Raw genomic sequence first — 19623 nt, 5'->3', positions numbered from 1 at the left:
AAAAATAGTTGAATAAAAAGGGTATATGCCAATGCATGTACCCCTTTTTGTATTAATAACTCATAGGTGTTTTTTCTTCTTACCTAGGAAAGCCTGTTTTTGTTCTTAGTAAATTACTTAGAAAGTTGGATATAGTGAGTGAAAAGTAATATTGATACATCATGCACTGCTGATATCATTTGATATGCTAGAAACTGCTACTTTACTTATCAGCTCATAATAATATACAAAGAAAAGCCCCGAACCTAGGGCGATTGGTTCGGGGCTATGGCGCTTCATGTTATTATTATTTCTTCCATTCTGACTTATCCTAAGTCGTAAACAGTAACTTATAAGACAGCGGGCTGACCTGTGCTTGGATTGTCACTGCCTCAACACTGCATCCTTGCCTATCCTTGTGTTGATGATTGTATTGTAGGGCAATTGGTTAGAGACCACTAGAGGCTAAAGACCTTATTTGACGTAAGCATTTGCTTACGTTTTGAGAAAGCCTATTGGCGTAGCCCTTAAGACTATAAAGGTTTAGCGAAAATACTAGGACATTCTCTAACTACGACTGCTCTGCTACATGCTCTTTTGAGACTTTACAACCTTCTTTTTTGCCAGCTTCGATTTTATTTTCTGTTTCTTTAACATCTTCTGCATTAGCAGTAGGAGCATTTTGCTCTTGATTGCTGGCTTCTTCTGGCTCATATTGCAAGGTCGTCATGACCGGAAAATGATCGGAGCCAATAGAGGGCAAACGTCTGATATCAACCACGGTAAAGCAAGCACTATGGAAGATATGATCAAGCGCCCAACGTAAAAACGGATAATTGACATGGAAGGTATTGATAAAGTGACGACCAATACGAGGATCTAGTAGACCTGAGATACGTTGGAAGCGGCGCGTTGTCTTTGACCAAGCCACATCATTAAGATCGCCAGCAAGTATCGCCGTTTGCTCATTTTCTTTGATATGTTTGCCAACCATAAGCAGCTCTGCATCACGAGTCGTTGATTTATCCGCTTCCGTCGGGCTTGGCGGCATAGGATGCAAACAATATAACCAAATCACTCGTCCGCTTTGTAAGCGCAGCTGCGTGTGGATAGAGGGAATATCATCAATCATTAAATATTTGACTTTAGGATCTATCAGCTCAAGCTTAGAATACAGATGCATGCCGTACAGATTATCCAGCGGTACTTTTACGGTATACGGATAGTCTGGCTCAATTTGCTGCAGGGCTTTTTCCCACTTATTATCACTTTCTAGGGTAATTAAAATATCCGGCTGTCTTTGCTTGACTAAATCGACCAGTTTTTGCGTTTCGTCATTAGGGGTTAAGACATTTGATACCATAATTTTGAGTTGATGATCTTCGCCATCTGGCTTGTCCTTGGCACTTTGCACTTCTTTTTTCCACAATTTGGTATAAGGGAGTACCATTCTCAGCTGAAAGGCCAAAGTCAGGCTTAAGATGACAAATAACAGCCACTGCCCCAGCTGCCATTGTGACCAAAATGCGAGCATGCCAACCCAAGCAACGACGCCCAGCACCATTATTTGAATACGAGGAAACTCAACGCCGCGCACCCACCAGTTATCAAGAGGCAACAAACCCCAAATCGTCACAAACGCGATGAAACCAGCTAAACACTGCGCGCCATAATATAAGAGGGAAAGATCCATAATGTGTAGTAACCGTTTATTAAGTGGATGATCAAACCAATGATTCTTATACTCATCGTTCGTTAATGACTAACGCTTGTATGATTATCTAAGTCAATCGTAGGTGCTTACTTTAGCATTTCATAACACTATCGCCTACTATTGAGCCTTAATTATGCGCAGCTGAGCATAAAACGTTACAATTTCAACTGATATAAAACAGTGAGCTTGTTATATTTTTCATCACTCTTATTGCTCCTGTATGCAACATGAGTACAACCGATATAATAGCGGTTTTATAATAATAACGTAAAGTTATAGTGGGCATAGTTATTAGTGTATGAAAAACAGTCAAAATCTGCGAAAACGCCTTGCTTTTTAGGGCTATTCACGGCATTGTTATCGGCTGGCGATGCAACAAATAACGGTAAAAAAGGATTAAGATTCATGAGTGATTTAACAGTAGGTTTGGTAGGCTGGCGCGGTATGGTTGGCTCAGTGTTGATACAACGTATGCAGGAAGAAAAAGATTTTGACGGTATCACGCCGGTATTTTTTTCAACCAGTAACGCGGGTGGTGATGCGCCAAGTTTCGATGGTATTCAGACCAGCCAACTAAAAGACGCTCATGATATTGATGCACTCGCTGCTTGTGATGTGATTATCACCTGCCAAGGTGGCGACTACACTTCAAAAGTCCATCAACCATTGCGTGCCAGCAGTTGGAGCGGCTATTGGATTGATGCGGCAAGCACTCTGCGTATGGAAGATGACAGCATCATCGTTCTTGATCCGGTCAATCGCAGCGTTATTGATAGCGCCCTAGCCAACGGTCAAAAAGACTTTATCGGCGGCAACTGTACAGTATCACTTATGCTGATGGCCATCGGCGAGTTGTTTAATAGAGGCTGGGTAGAATGGGTCAGCGCGATGACTTATCAAGCAGCGAGTGGCTCTGGCGCCAACAACATGCGCGAGCTCATCAACGGCATGGGTGTACTACACGATGCGGTCAAAGATGAGTTGGCTGATCCTGCTAGCGCTATCCTTGAGATTGATAAAAAAATCGCCCAAACTCAACGCTCAGATGACTTTCCTAAGCAATACTTTGGTGTGCCATTGGCTGGTAGTCTAATCCCCTATATCGACGCACAGCTAGAAAACAAACAGTCAAAAGAAGAGTGGAAAGGCGGCGTCGAAACCAATAAAATCCTTGGTAACTCTGAAGCAGATAAAATTGCTATCGACGGTATGTGTGTCCGTGTGGGCGCCATGCGCTGTCATGCGCAAGGCTTAACCATTAAGCTTAAGAAAGATATCCCATTAGAGGAAATCGAGGCGGCACTAAAAAACAGTGGCAATGAGTGGTTAGACTTGGTTGAAGACGATAAAGAAGCCGCTATGAACCGCTTAACGCCAGTGGCAGTGACAGGTACTTTGACAGTAGCTTTGGGTCGCTTGCGTAAGCTGAATATGGGGCCAGAATACCTAGGTGCGTTTACCGTCGGTGACCAACTGTTATGGGGTGCGGCCGAACCATTACGCCGTATGCTAAATATCATTCGTGAGCAAAAAAGCTAAAATTTATTTCCTGAAATTTAAGCTCAAAAAAAGACAGCGCTTGCTGTCTTTTTTTGGCGTCATTTTTGATGATAAAGGATCATTTTGGCTGATAAGCAATCATCACTTCATTGCGACGCATAAAAGGTAACGTCCATGGCGGATTATAGCGGGCAAGTTCCGGCACGCCAGTAACTTTTAAATTTTGGGATTGCATCCACGTCTGCAGCTCATCGGTTTTTTCTGCTACTTTTTTGCTGCCTGCCAATCCGGAGAATTTAATAACGCCATAAGTCTGTGCCGGTACTTTTTTAATCTCAATATTTGGATTATTGGGTTTGGGCAACGTTTGCAGCGTATATTGGCTTGGCATCGTAAATTGTACGCGCCATTTGCCATCGGCTTGTTGCATACTCACTGGTGCCGTCATAGCAATTTTCTGCGAATCACCATCACTCTTTTTGTTATTAGGCTGCATCGTAACAGGCGCTGTCATGCTAATCTTACGACTGCCACCAGTTGGGGCAGTATTATTGCCAAAAATATAATCTGCTAAAATCTTAAATCCTGCACGACTGGCAGCATCTTGATCACCCATTACCCAAGTCTGTGCCACCAACTGGGCATCATAATGACGCAATTCAAAACTCTTCGTTTTTGTCAAAACGGTATAGGTAGGCTCTTCGGTCGCCATAGCTGCTCCTGATATTAGTAATAGGCTACTGAACAATGAGCTACTAAATAGCGAGCGATTAGGTAAAAAATAAGTTGCTTCGATCATGTTCTTTATCCGCCATTCATCAGCAATGTTTAGTGGTTTTAATATTTATTCTTTACTTTAACAAGCACTGAACGACACTGTCTGTGTCTTTTGGTTGTTGTCGTAACACACGTACCAATGGATATAGAGTCAAAATATCCTAAAAAAATCTACGCTATTGCTGATATTAATTTTTTGTCGCCTCTGTCTGCGCAGGCACAGCAAGCAAAAAAAATAGATATCAGCAGTGCGTGATGTCTCGATATTACTTTTCACTGACTATATATTAATGACCCGCAAACATCGATGTCCAAAAAAATCGCTAACAATGCTATAATTAGCGCCATTTTCATAGTGTAAATAGCGGTTATCATATGCAATTTGTCTTACATAAAACAGCCAGCGGCACAACGCGTGCCCGCCGTGGTACGGTTCACCTCAATCATGGCGATGTGCAAACGCCAGCGTTTATGCCTGTCGGTACTTATGGTACGGTCAAAGGTATGCTACCACGTGATATCGAAGCCATTGGCGCTGATATCGTGCTAGGCAATACCTTCCACTTATGGTTACGCCCGGGCACTGAAGTCATCGATAAGTTCGGCGGCTTGCATAAATTTATGCATTGGGATAAGCCTATCTTGACCGATTCAGGCGGCTTCCAAGTATTCAGTTTGGGTGCGATGCGTAAAATCACCGAAGAAGGGGTCGACTTCAAATCCCCTATCGATGGCGCTAAAGTATTTCTCTCACCAGAAAAGTCGATGCAGATTCAATATAGCTTGAACTCAGACATCGTCATGCAATTCGATGAATGCACGCCCTACCCAGCCACCCATGATGAAGCCAAAAAATCGTTAGAGCTCTCACTACGTTGGGGACAGCGCTGCGTTGATGAACATAATAGGCTAGGCAGCACCAATGCCCTATTTGGCATCATCCAAGGCAGTATGTATGCCGATTTGCGTCAGCAATCACTCGAAGGCTTGCTCGATATCGGCTTTGATGGTTATGCCATCGGTGGTCTGTCTGTTGGTGAGCCAAAGGACGAGATGATGGATGTCTTAGATTATATCCCAGACGCCATGCCAGCAGACAAGCCGCGCTACCTAATGGGCGTGGGCAAGCCTGAAGATATCGTCGAAGCAGTCCGTCGCGGCGTAGATATGTTTGACTGCGTCATGCCGACTCGTAACGCGCGTAACGGTCATTACTTCGTGACAGGCGACTTAGACAATGCAGGTGTCGTCCGTATCCGTAACAGCCAATATCGCAATGATGAAGGCACATTAGACCCAGAGTGCGACTGCTATACTTGTCAAAACTTTAGCCGTGCTTATTTATACCATCTTAATAAATGTAAAGAGATGCTAGGCGCGCAGTTGGCGACTATTCATAACTTGCGTTATTACCAACGTCTGATGCAAGGTATTAGAGATGCTATCGAACAAGACGCCTTCGATGAGTTCGTCATCGGATTCTATAGCAAGCGTGGACAAACGGTTCCTGAGCTAAACTTACGCTAATCGTATTTTTGGAACAGTTATATAGTCAAAATATCCTAAAAACGCGATGGTATTGCTAGGGTCTGCATAAGCACAGCAAGCAAGAAAAACGGATATCAGCAATTCGTGATGGTTCGATACTACTTTTCACTGACTATACATACAAAAAGGGCTTAAGAATTATCTTAAGCCCTTTTTGTTGCTTATCATCTTTAAAGCTAGTAATTTAAATACTTTGAATTCGTATAAATCCTAGCCCATTAACGTAGTAATAAAGACCACGATAACGGCGATTGGCGCGACGAACTTAGCAACGATTTGCCAAAGCTGCCACATTCCATTAGATAGACCCAGCTCCTGTTGAATCGTACGCTGATCCATTTTCCAGCCAACGAAAATAATACCCGCAAGACCTGTCAGCGGTAATAGGAATTTACTGGTAAGCTTATCTAAAGCATCAAAGATACCATTACCCATAATGGTAAATTCAGACCATAGATTAAACGATAACAATGCCGCAACACCCAGTAGCCAAATCACCGTACTAGCAACGACTGTGGCCATCATACGATTCATCGATGTCCGCTCTTCCAAGAACTCAACCGTCGGTTCAAGTAAAGAGACAGATGAAGTAATAGCAGCGAAGGTAATCAATAAGAAGAATAAGGTTCCAAGAATTGTGCCTGCGCCCATACTACCAAAAGCAATTGGTAAACTGACAAAAATAAGGCCAGGACCTGAAGCCGGATCGAGACCATGACTAAAGATAATTGGGAAGATAGCCAGACCTGCAGCTAGTGCAATGACTGTATCCAAAATAACCACGGTTCGTGCTGTTTTGAGCAAGTTTACTTCGCGGCCCAAATAAGAGCCATAAGCCACCATAATACCCATACCAATGGACAGGGTGAAGAAAGCATGGCCCAAGGCTGCGAGCATAACGTCAGCGGTGAGCTTGCTAAGATCTGGTGTGAACAAGTAAGCCACTGCCTCACCAAAGCCACCATTGATCACGTTATAACCAACCATGATGAACAAAATCAAGCCCAACAATGGCATCAAAATCTTAGCAGTTCCTTCAATACCTTTGGTGACACCAATTCCAACGATTAAAGCAGTCAGCGCCATAAATACGGTATGCCAAACAGTCAGCGTACCAGCTGAGGCGAGCATCGCATCAAAGGTTGCAGCAACAGAATCGCTGTCTTGACCAGCGAAGCTACCGCTTGCGACTTTAGTAATATAATTCAGCGCCCAGCCACCAATCACACTATAAAAAGATAGGATCAAAAAGCCGCCTAAAATACCAGTGGCACCAACAATACCCCAACTGCGTGACTTGCCTTCGCTTGCGGCGACATCAGCGAAAGTATTAATAGGGTTTTTTTGCCCACGGCGACCGACCAACCATTCTGCGACTAATATTGGAAAACCAACCAGCGCGATACAGAATAAATACGCAATAACGAAAGCTGAACCACCGCTTTCACCAACCATATATGGGAACTTCCATATGTTTCCTAAACCAACTGCCGAGCCTACTGCCGCCAGTACGAAGCCAAAACTTGAGCTCCACTGCGCATGTTCTTGTTTATTGATAGCCATTTTGCCGTCCTCATGCTTCAATTAATGCTGCTTATAATCATCCGTGATTATTATAATTAGCTGCTGATATAACAGGCTACTTAATTAACGCCTCAATGTGACGCGCCTAGCAACATTATGAAAGAATTGTTTACAATATCGTAAACGCTCAGTTTCTGCTAAGCGACCAAAAAAGTCAAGTAGTCATAAATATAAAAAGCCATAACAATTGGTTATGGCTTTTTGACAGTTTGACGCTAATTAACAACAGTTTGGTATATCGACTGTTCGAGATTGAAACACCACAAATTGCTGTTTCTACAATAGCTCGTGTTTGGTTAGCGAACGACGCCGCGACGGCTTTTTTGTAAGGAATCAATGAGCAATTGAATCTTTGGCTCTTTTGGCAATAGCTCTTGCTTTAAGACTTCAAGCGCTTGAGCGGTCGTTAACCCGGATCTAAAAATCGTGCGATACGCTTGGCGCAAGGTATCAATCGTGTGCTTAGACCAGTCTTTTCGGCGCATTCCTTCGACATTGAGACCATGTGCCTTTGCTGGATTGCCTGATACCATGGTAAAAGCGGCCACATCCTTCAAAATCAAACTGGCACCACCGACCAAGCTATAGTCATCAACGGTACAAAACTGATGAATACCTGAGTTACCACCAATTATCGTATGATCGCCAATGGTTACATGACCAGCTACGCCGACGTTATTGGCCAATACATTGTGATCGCCAATCACACAGTCGTGAGCCACATGCGTATTTACCATCAGCAAGTTGTGACTACCAATTTTGGTAAGCTCACCATCCTGCGCAGTACCACGATGCAAACTACAAGCCTCACGAATGGTATTATGATCGCCAATTTCAAGCCAAGTATGCTCACCAGCATACTTTAAATCCTGTGGATCCTCACCAATGCTAGCAAACTGATAAAATTGATTATGGCTGCCAATACGCGTCAGTTTTGCCACGACGACATGGCGATGCAGCGTGGTATGTGCACCAATCGTTACTTCGTCACCGACAATACAATAAGGACCAATGATAGCAGTCTCATCAATCTGAGCGGACGGTGAGATGAGTGCTGTTGGATGGATCTGACTCATAATTTGGACCTTTGTATCATCTGATGCAAGTAAATAGTAAAACAAATACCACTAATGTAGCGTTATAAATTAAGCCAATACCCGTTCAGATTATAAGTGAGTTTTGCTATTAACAATATGGGCGGCAATCTTTACGCAGTTTAGCCAGTGGTTATCTCGAAATAATAACGATAAGCTACTGCTCTTGACGGGCAATCATCACCTGAGCACTCGCTGCAAGCTCATTTTCGACATGAACCGTACAATCAAACTTATAGATACCACGCTTTTGCATAACTGTTTTGGCTCGGATAATCAGCTGATCGCCAGGAATGACGCGGCGTTTAAAACGAACCTTATCCACCCCTGCAAACAGATATAAATAACCATCTTCGGCGGTCAGTCCCGCGCTAATAAAGCCCAATACACCTGAAACTTGCGCCATACATTCTACCATCAATACCCCTGGCATAATCGGCTCATCCGGAAAATGACCATTAAAAAACTCTTCATTAATGGTCACGTTTTTGATACCGGTAATGCATTCGCCAGGCTGGCAGGCAATAATCTTATCTACCAACATAAAAGGATAACGATGCGGCAAATAATGCTTCAGCGTGTGATAGGTTAATGGCAACGTGAGACCTTGCTCTGCCAAGCTTTTAATGTCTTCATCCGTTGGTATATCGATATGGGTGCTGCTCATAATGACGCTTCCTTGCTATATTTAAAAAGCCATATTTAAAAATTTATTACTGCTGAACTTGTATGAGCGCTAGTCATTACCAAGCTGACGAAAGCGCACAGCGGCACGGCGCCATTTAGCAGTCGGCATTGCCGCTGTTCCAGAAGAATATGACCCAGCGATCTTGATAGATTTGGTCACCATGGTCATTCCGGATAATGTCACATCATCGGTGATATTGATATGGCCAGTGATACCGACTGCGCCGCCGATGATACAGCGTTTACCAATACTTGTGCTACCTGCGATTGCTGTTTGGGCAGCGATTGCCGTGCCATCACCGATGTGCACGTTATGAGCGACTTGTACAAGATTATCAATAATAACATTATTACCAATCACTGTATCATCAATGGCACCGCGATCGATACAGGTTTGGCTACCAATGCGTACATGATCACCAATGATGACGCGACCGAGTTGCGCAATGCGTTCCCAGCCCGTGATGCTAGGATTGTTGGTGGGAGCAAAACCAAAACCTTCCGCACCCACACTCACTCCTGCATGTAGTCTCACATGATTACCGATGACACAATCATGCCCGATGACCACTTGTGATTTGATAACACAATCACGCCCGATATTAGTATTTGCTTCGATTACTACATGAGCATCCAGACAACTGCGATCGCCAATACTTACATTGTCACCGATAACACAAAATGGACCAATATTGATCTGTTCACCAAGGAGCGCACTATCAGCAATGACTGCACTAGGATGGATGCCACTACCTAGAGTTTGACGAGCAAATACCTGACTGGCACTGGCATAAGCCAAGTAAGGTGATGCCACTACCAATGCTATAGAAGTTGCTGGTACTTGGTCGCGATATTCAGCGGTGACCAACACAGCGGCTGCCTGACTATTGGTCAGGCTAGAGAGGTAATGAGGATCTGCCAAAAAGCTTAATTGAGCATCGTTAGCAGTGGTTAAACTACCAATACTATTAAGTGTTAGCTTTAACTGTGTATCGCTCAGTTCTGCCTTATTAATAATAGGCTGACGCTGCTCAATCCGCGTGATAAGTTGCTCAATCGTTATCATAGTTGGCATTAACATTAGTATGAATAAGAGAGTCGTCAAATTGAAGTATCAACTCAACGACCTGTGAAGATCTGGCTTTTTATTGATTGATGGTATTGGTTTAATATAAGCCATCAAACCAATCTAAAAAGTGCTGGCAACTTAAGAGGTACTAGATGACTTAAAGCATACTAAGCTCTTTAGAACGTACTACCAATCTGGAACTGTACTTTCTCAGTCTGATCACCTTCTTTGTCACCAATCGGTACCGCATAACTCAGTGAAATTGGACCGATTGGTGTGTACCACGTTATACCTGCACCCGCACTAAAGCGTAAGCTATTATCTTGCGTCAATAATGGCACGCCGGTATCAGTCCCGTTATTAGGGTTGATAAAGGTACGATCTTCTTTATCAGTAGTGTCAAATACCTGACCACCTTCGGCGAACAGTACTGGACGTACTTGATCTGCCCAGTCACCCTTAAATGGTACTGGTAAAATCAATTCACTACCGAAGCTGACTAAAGCATTACCACCAATTTCTTCATCTCTAAAGCGTCTGTCATCATTGATCGCATCAAAATAGCCTTGCGACTTAGGACCCAATCTTGATGATTTATAACCACGCACCGAACCATAACCACCAGCATAGAAGTTCTCGTAGAATGGCAAATCATTACCATAACCGAGTTTGGTATAACCGCGTGCTATTACATCTTTATAGATAGGATAATATATGTTGCCGCGATAGATAAGCTTCTGGTAGCTGGTATCACCCAGACCAATCGTTGCATCGACCGTATGACTCATCCCTTTAGTCGGAAATACTGGACGATCTAGCGTGCTGTAATCCCAGCCAAATAGCAAGTTATAGGTTTGATAGTCATTTTTGAAGCCAGTACGACCCGAGTCGGCCCCTTCGTTATTGACGAAGTTTTCATACGTGCCGCCATCATCGATGATTTGCTGGACGTTTGACACGCCTAGGAAACGACCGCCACGTACTGAGGTATTATCAACGTTTAAGCCAGCACTAACACGCTTGGTTTCATCGACAGGATAGCTATAGTTAAGCGTGGCACCATAAGAATCGGTGACATACTTACTAACGTTTCTATCATCGAATTTGGTCTCACGATAATAGGCGCTCAGACCCTGCGAAACACCGTTTTCCGTAAAGTACGGATCGGTATAACCTAAGCTGTAAGAGTCGCGGGTTTCTGAGCGTGATAGCGCCGCTTTAACACGGTTACCTGTACCCATGAAGTTATTTTGCGTCAAGTCTAACTGGAACGTGACACCGCCACTCTGTGAGTAACCGGCGGCAATCGTTGAGCTACCAGAAGGCTGCTCTTCAACCGTAAAATTCACATCCATTTGATCTGGCTGATTGGGTACTGGCTTGACATCGACATTGACTGCTTTAAAGAAGCCGGTACGCATCAGACGCGTACGTGACAACTGAATTTTTTCGCTAGAGGCAAGCGCGCCTTCTAACTGACGCATTTCACGACGCAGCACGACATCCTGAGTTTTGGTGTTACCCGTGAAGTTGATACGGCGTACGTAGATAGGGCGTGCTGGATCGATATAATAATCGACATCGACCATTCTCGTCTCGTCATTGATACGTGGTACCGGTCGAATTTGTGCTAAATAGTAACCTTCGTTACCATAACGACTCTTCAGAGCAGCAGTTGTAGCGTCAAGCTTAGCTTGTGAATACTTTTCATTAGGCGCAAAGCTAACCAGCTCTTTCAGCTCATTGGTATCAAATGTCGGCTTGCCTAAGAAATTCACTTCCCCAAACTGATACTGTTCACCTTCACTTAAACTGATCTCAATAAAGACATTCTTTTTGTCTTCACTAATATTAAGGACAGCATTATCGACGTTAAAACGCACGTAACCATCATTTTGATAAAGCGCTTTTAAATTCTCTAAACTAGCGGCCAGCTTTTCTTTAGCGTAGCGATCAGACTTCGATAACAGACGTGTCCATGACGATTCTTTGACGGCAAAAACGTCTCTAATTTCTTCGTCACTAAAGTGCGTGTTCCCAATGATATTGATATCGACAACTTTGGCCGGCTTACCTTCGATAAAGCGCACGTCAAGCTTGACGCGGTTGCCATCTAGCAGCGTCTGATCAACTTCGATATTGCTGTTGTAATACCCTTGGCTAATATACTGCTGCTGCAGCTCGTTGGCGACGCCTTGCAATGTTGCTTGCTTAAGCACATCACCGACTGACAGACCAGCGTTGCCAAGCCCTTGCTCTAGACCTTCTTTTGGAATGAGCTTATTGCCTTCAAAATTGACCTCAGCAATAATTGGACGCTCGACGACGTCAAATCGTAGCTGACCGCCTTCGACACGGCTTTGAATATCGGCAAAGTTATCAGTCGCATATAGCGCCTTAATACTGGCGGCCAAACGACTATCATTAACCGTATCACCTACCGAAATAGGTAGAACCGGATAGAGACTATCAGGAGTTAGTCGTTGTAGACCATTGAAACCGATGTCAGTGACCACAAATTCTGCAGCCTGTACTGGCATACTCATCATCGCTACAACTAACGGCAACCCAGCCGCGCTCATAAATAAAGGCGTACGCATAAACACTATCCGTCAATAAAAAACTTGCTTAAGTTAAGTTAAAAAGCGCATGTTGTCTAGCCCAATTCGAGTAAAGTGATTCACTCACTCGCGGGAGACTCAGGACACTTTATATAAAACGCATCATAAAATAAACTAAAAATTACGATTAGTACAGAGACAGCGATACAAAAGAGCGCAGCACGCCTACCAAGAATCAGCGCACGATACGCGCAAAACCATTAGTGTATCGCGGCTTACCCTTTAGGTTGCCCTGCGATTCATCAAAACAGCCGACTGATATCATTACCAATTGCTAACACCATGAAACCTGCCAGCAAGAGTAAGCCGATATTTAGCCCTACCATTTGTACCCCTTCCGACAGAGGCTTACCGCGTATCAGCTCTATGAGATAATACACAATATGACCACCATCTAACACTGGAATCGGTAAAAGATTGAGTACGGCGAGGCTCAGGCTAATCAAAGCCGCGGTGGACAATACCATCTGCCAACTGATATCAAAGCTTTGTTTGGCGACTTTAGCAATCGTAATCGGCCCTGATAAATTGTCTAGACCAATCATACCTGAGAGCATCTTGCCCATTGAGCTAACCGTCATCACTGCCAATTGTTCCGTCTTTTCAAACGACTTAACCAATGACTCACTCGGGCCATATACGATGGTGGTTTTATAGGCATCGGGAACGATAATCTCAGACTTCGCCACCATAGCACCAATCTGTCCAAAGTCATTACCTAGATTGTCTTTTTTACCTTGCGGCATAATCTGAAGCTGTACGGGTTTACCCTCACGCAATACGGTGAAATTAAGCAAGGTCTCAGGATTGTCACGGATGATACGGGTGACACTGATCCAATCTTTGATTTCTGTATCATTGATAGCCGTAATGAGATCACCAACTTGCAGACCTTGACGACTGGCAGCACCATCAGCACTCAAATCGCTAACGATTGGTTCAATCTGCGGCTGCCATGGTAGCATGCCAAAGCTGGTTAGCGCGTCCTTACCTTGCGCGTCGCCTTGCATAAATGCTTTAACAGGTGCTTGATAAGTCTTCGTTGTATTGGAAGCCTGTGACTCTGATTGCAAGGTAATGCTGACATTATCAGTCTCGCCCATTCGTCCAGCAAGGCGATAATTGATACCTTCCCACGTTTGTACCTCATGGCCGTCAATCGCGACGATTTTATCACCAACGGGTAACTGCGCCATAGCCGCTGGTGTATCGGGTAATACTTCACCAATCTTGGTCGCCAACTGCTCAGAAGGCGTCATAAACAACACCCAAAACAACGCAATCGCGATAACAAAGTTCATGATAGGGCCAGCGGCAACGATGGCAATCTTTTTTAGTGGATGCTGACGATTAAAGGCCAAATGTAGCTCATCTTTGGCTACCGCGCCTTCACGCTCATCCAGCATCTTGACATAACCACCCAACGGCAGCGCTGAGATACGATAATCAATACCGCTCTTTTTGCTCGTCCAGCCAAAAAGCTTGGGGCCAAAGCCGATAGAGTATGTCAGCACCTTGACGCCGCAGAGCCGTGCGACAATGTAATGACCCCATTCGTGTAAGGCAATAAGCGGACCTAAGACAAATATTGCCGCAAGGAGCGTTAATAAAAACGTCATGATCTTTTCTCAGTATTTTCTCTTAGCATCTTTTATTAATATCGTTTTTAAACTAGGGTCTGTTGAACATTCAAATGTGGTACTGGCAGCGTCTATTTTTTAGACAATACGCAGTGAAATTTTTGACGCCTAGTCATTCTAGGTTAGATAATTTCGCCATGTATTGGCAAAAAATAGCCCTGCCCTGAAAGGCTGATACTAAAATCACCCCAAACGTTGTTGTAAACCTAGCTAAGGTCTCGACATTATCGTCGGTTTACGCCTGATTTGATAAAAGGTTTGGGACGATTTTAGCAATCAGCAGTCCTGATATTTGAATGTTCAACAGACCCTAAGAAACTCTTGCTACGATTATGCCAACTTTGCCACAAGTTTGTCAGTAAGATGGCGCGCTATCTTATCAATTGTTAATATATCTTCTATGTCAGCCGTGTCGCTTAATGGTGGTACCTGTATATCATCTAAGGCTTGCTCATTAATATCGGCAATATCCGTCAAACGAATCTGACCGTCCAAAAATGCAGCGACGGCAATCTCATTAGCAGCATTGAGTACAATCGTTGCCTGTGTGCCTGCTTGCATAGCTTGACGGGCAAGACGCAAGCACGCAAACTTCTGCAAATCAGGCTGAATAAACTCTAGAGCACTTAACGCAAACAAGTCTAAAGGCTGTGAGCCGCTCTCGATACGATCAGGGTAACTGAGCGCATGGGCAATCGGGGTTTTCATATCTGGGCTGCCGAGCTGCGCTAAAAAGCTGCCATCGCTATATTCTACCATTGAGTGGATGATACTTTGTGGATGAATGACGACATTTATCTTATTTTCTGGTAGATCAAATAAATGACAAGCCTCTATCAACTCAAGCCCCTTATTCATCATCGTTGCTGAGTCGACCGATATCTTTTGGCCCATCGACCAGTTGGGGTGTTTGACCGCTTCAGCGACGCTGGCTTGCTGCATCTGGGCAAATGACTGCTGCAAAAATGGCCCGCCTGATGCGGTTAACCATAGCTTACGGACGCCATGGTTTGGCTGATGGATTTGGGTATTATCTTGTTGGATAGCGAGCGGCAAACACTGAAAAATCGCATTATGCTCAGAATCGAGCGGTAGCAAGGTAGCATTGTGGGTTTTAACGGCCTTTATCATTACCTGACCAGCCATGACTAGCGCTTCTTTATTTGCCAGTAAAATACGCTTACCTGCCCGTGCGGCGGCCAAAGTAGAAGGCAATCCTGCTGCGCCAACAATAGCAGCGACAACGGTATCGGTTTGCGTATCAGTAGCAATATCGACCAGCCCTGCTGCCCCGCCTACCACATCGATATCAAGACCTGCCGCGCTAAGACGCTCAGCAAAATCATCGACTGCGGCTGTCGGCACGCTGACACGCTTGGGCAAAAACTGTTGGCAAAGCGCAAACAATTTGTCTAAGCGGTGATAGCCTGATAGCGCATAGACTTGATAATTAAGCGGTTGCGCCGCCAAAATTGCTAGCGTGCTATCGCCAATCGAGCCTGTTGCGCCTAATACGGCGATGCGTTGCGTCATAACCATCAGTGCCCACAATATTGTTACTGTTAAAATTTAAATAAAAAATCAGGAAAGTTAATAAGGTATGAATGATAGCAAAGCATCGATGCTAGATTATGTCGATGCTTTATTATAATAATAATTAATAAGACTGAGCTATTGGCAAAAACCAATTCATTCACGTGTACCAATTAGCCTGCATTAGTTTCTTAAACGACGATGAAGCCCAGCTGCTGTATCGACCAAAAGCCAAGCGCAAATATTGGCGTCGCAGATAATAGCGAATCAATACGGTCAAGTATCCCGCCATGCCCCGGTAATATCGTTCCTGAGTCTTTTACATCAGCGCGGCGCTTGAGCATTGATTCAAACAAATCACCGAGTACAGAGGCGAGAATAGTGATGGCTGATAGCGACACAAATGCGATTAACGGTACACCAGTTAATTGTAGTTTGAAGACACTAATAACAACAACCACGAGCAGACCAGTCACAAGACCGCCAGCCAGCCCTTCCATACTCTTATTAGGTGAGACATTCGGTGCCATTTTGCGGCGACCGAGCTTACGCCCAACAAAGTAAGCACCACTATCGGCACACCATACGAGTAAAAATACATAGAGTAGCCACCATGCTGATAGCTGCCACAGGTAAAACATAGCGGTGATAGATGCTGTCAGAATCACAGCGCCCATCAGTGCTAGCTTCCTACCATACCAATTGGTATGGGTTGGAAATACCCGCACCCAAGATAGTGCCATCAGCCATATAGCCAGTGAAGCTACCCACCAAAATAACCAAGTGACTTTGAACATCAGCGACACTAAAGTCAGTACCAATACCAATACCACAAACACCGCAGGCTGGCGCCACTTTGGCATCAGCTTGGTCCACTCATGCGCCGCGATAATCACACCAATGGCCAATAATGGAGCAAACAAAATAGGAGTTTGGCTCGCAAACATTGCAATACCAACGATAATAACGAGAACAATTGCCGTCTTAATTCGTTGCCACATACTTGTCGAACCTTATAATAATGAAAAATGTCTGGTCAAAGAGTGCATTATAGCAGCTAATCTACATTAGCCTACTAATCGCGATCGAGGCTAATTAAAGCGCTTTGTCATTTCACAAGCAAGTAATACTAATGGCTTGGTAGATTTTTGAGCATCTATTCTTTGAACACAGTAATTATCTGAATCAATAAATGCCAGCGAGTATTCTACTGATTTAATCATGAGCCACTTGACAGTGAGCAATGTAATACTGATAAATGAATAACGCTAGCGCTGCTCTGTCACTATCTGCTCGCTGGTTTTGCCAAAGCGCCGTTGGCGCTGAGCGAACTCTGCAACCATCGCTGCCAACTCATCGGCGGCAAAGTCTGGCCATAGGGTTTGAGTAAAGAACAGCTCAGCATAAGCTGATTGCCATAATAAAAAGTTAGAAATTCGATATTCACCGCCCGTCCGCACCAGCATATCGACTGCGGGTGCATCCGCTAATTGCACATATTCGCCAAGCATTTCTTTACTGATATTTTCAGCACGCAACTCCCCTGCTGCTACTTGCTGCGCCAGTTGTTTTGCCGCATTGGCAATGTCCCACTGACCACCATAACTGATGGCAATTACCAGTGTCATAGCATCAAAATGAGCCGTTTCGGCTTCTGCATCTGCCATCAATGTCTGTAAATCATGACTCAACTGGCTACGATCACCGATGAAACGTAAGCGAATGCGGTACTCGTTCATACGCGGCATTTGCTCATGAATGGTCGATGTTAATAGTTGCATCAATAGCGCCACCTCACTGGGTGGGCGTTGCCAGTTTTCGCTAGAAAAAGCAAATACCGTTAGCACCTCAATACCCGCATCGACACAATACTCCACGATAGGATCTAGCGCATCTTTACCCGCCACATGTCCTTGACCTTTGCCGAGCGCATTGGCTTTACCATAGCGATTATTACCATCCATAATGATGGCGATATGGCGAGGAATGAGGGCAGGAGCCAAAACGGTGGGAGTAGACATGGGCGATACGACTTATTGTTGAGGTAGAATAATGTGCTGAAGTAAAACAATCATAACGCGCTCTATCGCATTAAAAAAGCATAATGCCAAATATTCATAAACTTATCATAAACCAGTCTAGCAATTGGGCTAATGACGATTGGCAAATAATTAAAACAACTCTGTAATGCTTAGTGTTTTTATCATCACAGTCTATATAGCAATAGACAGCCAATAGTGATTGACCATTAGCTGTCTATTATTATGATATTGTCTGCATTAAAAGACTTAATTTTTAAGCGCTTGGTTTATTTTTATAAAAAAAAACCAAAGACGGTACTTATACGTCCATCAAATCGCTTTCTTTTTTGCTCAGGCGACCATCGATAGTTTCGATGTACTTGTCAGTGATTTTTTGAATATCATCACTGGCGCGGCGCTCGTCATCTTCCGAGATTTCTTTTTCTTTAGCCAGCTCTTTGATGTCATTCATCATATCGCGGCGGATATTACGGATAGAAACACGGCTGTTCTCAGCTTCTCCGCGCGCAAGCTTTTGCATATCGCGGCGCGTGTCTTCGGTCAATGCCGGCATCGGTACACGAATCACATCGGCCGTCATTGGGTTCAGACCCAAATCAGCCTCACGAATGGCTTTATCGATCGCTTGTACCATGGTACGGTCGAACGGCTGTACCAATAACGTGCGCGAGTCTTCAACGTTGACACTAGCAACTTGGTTAAGCGGTGTAGGAGCACCATAGTAGCTGACCATCACCCCTGACAACATGCCTGGATGCGCGCGACCAGTACGAACTTTACTAAAGGTACTCTCAAGCGCTTCCAAGGTCTTTTGCATACGCGCTTCGCCGTCTTGCTTAATCTCTTTGATCATCATGTATCCTTATTTATCGCTATCGACAAATCATTCATTATTGTTAGTTATAAAAATTTATTAAGGTAAAAATTATTAAGGTGTTTGCTGTTATATGAATTATCACTTCATATAGCAGTCATGCCAACGCTTGCTATATTAATGAAAAACGCGTGTGCCTTCGTTTTCGCCCATAATGACATTTAATAACGCATTAGGCTTGGTCATATCGAACACTTGTAGCGGCACGTTGTGCTCACGGCATAAAGCAATGGCAGTTAAATCCATAACGCCAAGCTTTTGTTCTAACACTTCATCAAAGGTCAGGCCATCATACTTAACCGCGTCGTCATGTAAGCTTGGGTCTTTATCATAAACCCCATCTACTTTGGTGGCTTTTAAAATCAAACCTGCTTCGATTTCAATACCGCGCAGGCAAGCAGCCGTATCAGTGGTAAAGAAGGGATTGCCCGTACCTGCGACAAAGATACACACTTCGCCATTTTTTAGGTAGCGAATCGCATTACGGCTGCTATAGCTTTCAGTAACTTCACCAATAGGTAAGGCTGACATCAAGCGTGTTTTAATATTGCGACGCTCAAGCGCATCACGCATTGCTAGACCGTTCATAACCGTCGCTAGCATACCCATTTGATCGCCAGTGACGCGGCCAACCAAGCCTTCTTTTTGCAGCTGGGCACCGCGATACAAGTTACCACCACCGACCACGATACCGACTTGCACCCCAAGCCCTCGCAAATGCGCGATAGACAAGCTCATCTTATCGAGCACTTCGGTATCAATACCCATGTCTTTGCTACCGGCTAAGGCTTCACCAGAGAGTTTCAGCAAGATACGAGAGTAACGCGGGTTTTTGTCAGACATGAGGTCACCTTATTTCGTTAAATTATAATTAAAATTATCGGTAAAACACAAATACAGTTAGCCTTGCAATTTACCTACCGCCCCATACTGGGTGATCAGTGTGTAAAAAGGCTAAATT

Annotated in this window: 15 protein-coding genes; 2 read left to right on the top strand and 13 right to left on the bottom strand. The window is 44.2% G+C overall.

Going from position 1 to position 19623, the window contains the following annotated elements; all coding sequences use genetic code 11:
- Positions 1–550 precede the first annotated feature (550 nt).
- Positions 551–1672, bottom strand: a complete 1122-nt coding sequence (locus AAEY80_RS04350) for an endonuclease/exonuclease/phosphatase family protein (RefSeq protein WP_201565707.1) — start codon at positions 1670–1672, stop codon at positions 551–553.
- A gap of 426 nt (positions 1673–2098) precedes the next feature.
- Between AAEY80_RS04350 and asd the strand changes: the two genes are divergently transcribed.
- Positions 2099–3232: an aspartate-semialdehyde dehydrogenase gene (gene asd, locus AAEY80_RS04345; protein ID WP_173238939.1), complete on the top strand. Its 1134-nt coding sequence runs from the start codon at positions 2099–2101 to the stop codon at positions 3230–3232.
- Positions 3233–3311: 79 nt separating this feature from the next.
- Here the strand turns inward: asd and AAEY80_RS04340 are convergent, their stop codons facing one another.
- Positions 3312–3905, bottom strand: a complete 594-nt coding sequence (locus tag AAEY80_RS04340; RefSeq protein ID WP_025650520.1) for an SOUL family heme-binding protein — start codon at positions 3903–3905, stop codon at positions 3312–3314.
- Between the two features lie 440 nt (positions 3906–4345).
- Here AAEY80_RS04340 and tgt point away from each other — a divergent pair, with 440 nt between their 5' ends.
- Positions 4346–5497 (top strand): tRNA guanosine(34) transglycosylase Tgt, encoded by a 1152-nt coding sequence (gene tgt, locus AAEY80_RS04335; RefSeq protein ID WP_025650521.1) that lies wholly within the window; start codon positions 4346–4348, stop codon positions 5495–5497.
- Positions 5498–5728: 231 nt separating this feature from the next.
- On the opposite strand, the gene AAEY80_RS04330 is transcribed toward tgt, so the two are convergent.
- The 11 genes from AAEY80_RS04330 to pyrH form a co-directional block, all read right to left on the bottom strand.
- A complete protein-coding gene (locus AAEY80_RS04330) occupies positions 5729–7081 on the bottom strand; it encodes a sodium-dependent transporter (protein WP_025650522.1) in 1353 nt (450 codons plus the stop codon).
- Positions 7082–7398: 317 nt separating this feature from the next.
- Positions 7399–8178: an acyl-ACP--UDP-N-acetylglucosamine O-acyltransferase gene (lpxA, locus tag AAEY80_RS04325; protein WP_101211697.1), complete on the bottom strand. Its 780-nt coding sequence runs from the start codon at positions 8176–8178 to the stop codon at positions 7399–7401.
- A 175-nt stretch (positions 8179–8353) separates the two neighbouring features.
- On the bottom strand, positions 8354–8863 hold the full coding sequence (fabZ, locus tag AAEY80_RS04320; protein ID WP_025650524.1) for a 3-hydroxyacyl-ACP dehydratase FabZ: 510 nt from the start codon (positions 8861–8863) through the stop codon (positions 8354–8356).
- Between the two features lie 69 nt (positions 8864–8932).
- Positions 8933–9949 carry a UDP-3-O-(3-hydroxymyristoyl)glucosamine N-acyltransferase gene (lpxD, locus tag AAEY80_RS04315; protein ID WP_101211696.1) on the bottom strand — a complete coding sequence of 339 codons (1017 nt, stop codon included), beginning with the start codon at positions 9947–9949 and terminating at the stop codon, positions 8933–8935.
- Positions 9950–10128: 179 nt separating this feature from the next.
- The gene (gene bamA, locus AAEY80_RS04310) at positions 10129–12552 is read right to left on the bottom strand and encodes an outer membrane protein assembly factor BamA (protein WP_350587936.1); all 2424 of its coding nucleotides are present in this window, start codon (positions 12550–12552) and stop codon (positions 10129–10131) included.
- 263 nt (positions 12553–12815) lie between these two features.
- Entirely contained in the window at positions 12816–14192 is a 1377-nt protein-coding gene (gene rseP / locus AAEY80_RS04305; protein WP_201565710.1) for an RIP metalloprotease RseP, read from the bottom strand.
- A 351-nt stretch (positions 14193–14543) separates the two neighbouring features.
- Positions 14544–15752 (bottom strand): 1-deoxy-D-xylulose-5-phosphate reductoisomerase, encoded by a 1209-nt coding sequence (gene ispC, locus AAEY80_RS04300; RefSeq protein ID WP_201577988.1) that lies wholly within the window; start codon positions 15750–15752, stop codon positions 14544–14546.
- A gap of 185 nt (positions 15753–15937) precedes the next feature.
- On the bottom strand, positions 15938–16747 hold the full coding sequence (locus AAEY80_RS04295) for a phosphatidate cytidylyltransferase (protein WP_101211693.1): 810 nt from the start codon (positions 16745–16747) through the stop codon (positions 15938–15940).
- A 267-nt stretch (positions 16748–17014) separates the two neighbouring features.
- Positions 17015–17767 (bottom strand): polyprenyl diphosphate synthase, encoded by a 753-nt coding sequence (uppS, locus tag AAEY80_RS04290; protein WP_101211692.1) that lies wholly within the window; start codon positions 17765–17767, stop codon positions 17015–17017.
- A 319-nt stretch (positions 17768–18086) separates the two neighbouring features.
- Positions 18087–18641, bottom strand: a complete 555-nt coding sequence (frr, locus tag AAEY80_RS04285) for a ribosome recycling factor (RefSeq protein WP_025650532.1) — start codon at positions 18639–18641, stop codon at positions 18087–18089.
- A 138-nt stretch (positions 18642–18779) separates the two neighbouring features.
- Positions 18780–19505 (bottom strand): UMP kinase, encoded by a 726-nt coding sequence (gene pyrH, locus AAEY80_RS04280; RefSeq protein ID WP_010200240.1) that lies wholly within the window; start codon positions 19503–19505, stop codon positions 18780–18782.
- Positions 19506–19623 lie beyond the last annotated feature (118 nt).

Origin of the sequence: Psychrobacter sp. 78a-MNA-CIBAN-0178 (assembly GCF_040309625.1) — a bacterium.
Lineage (GTDB): Bacteria > Pseudomonadota > Gammaproteobacteria > Pseudomonadales > Moraxellaceae > Psychrobacter > Psychrobacter okhotskensis.
Note: the sequence above shows the minus strand (reverse complement) of the source record. Positions and strands in the feature narration are given on the sequence as shown.